1 protein-coding gene is annotated in these 680 nt (G+C 66.9%); it reads right to left on the bottom strand.

Annotation, left to right across the window (positions count from 1 at the left end):
* Positions 1–680 (bottom strand): FGGY family carbohydrate kinase (locus EYW49_RS22895; RefSeq protein WP_265937409.1); only part of this gene is annotated, 680 nt, incomplete at both ends.

Below are 680 nucleotides of genomic sequence, written 5' to 3'. Positions count from 1 at the left end.
TGGCCCTTGTTGACGTAGCGGGTCAGACCGGCGATCACGCCGCGGGCGCTGTCCTTCCAATACGGCGCATAGAGGCCGGAGAAGGCCGGCACGAAGTACACGCCGCCGTTGTCGTCGACGGTCAGAGCGAGCGCTTCGATGTCCGGAGCGGTGGCGATCAGGCCGAGGTTGTCGCGCAGCCACTGCACCAGCGAACCGGTGACGGCGATCGAGCCTTCGAGCGCGTAGACGGCGGGCTGGTTGCCGATCTTGTAGCCGACCGTGGTCAAGAGGCCGCACTTGGAGGGGACGGCCTTCTCGCCGACGTTCATCAGCATGAAGCAGCCGGTGCCGTAGGTGTTCTTGGCTTCGCCGGGCTTGAAGCAGGCCTGGCCGAACAGGGCCGCCTGCTGGTCGCCGAGGATGCCCGCGACCGGTACGCCGGCGACGGACGGCAGAACCGCCTTGCCGTAGACTTCCGAGCTCGAGCAGATCTTCGGGAGCATCGCCTTCGGGATCCCGAAGTCGGCGAGGATCGCGTCGTCCCAGTCGAGCGTCTCGAGGTTCATCAGCTGGGTGCGCGAGGCATTGGTCACGTCGGTGACGTGCACGCCGCCGTTGACGCCGCCGGTGAGGTTCCAGGTGACGAAGGTGTCGATGTTGCCGAAGATCACGTCGCCGGCTTCCGCCGGCTTCCGCCG

This window comes from Siculibacillus lacustris (assembly GCF_004328075.1).
GTDB classification, from domain to species: Bacteria; Pseudomonadota; Alphaproteobacteria; order Rhizobiales; family Ancalomicrobiaceae; genus Siculibacillus; species Siculibacillus lacustris.
The sequence above is the reverse complement of the archived record's forward strand: the minus strand, read 5'-3'. Positions and strand labels throughout refer to the sequence as shown.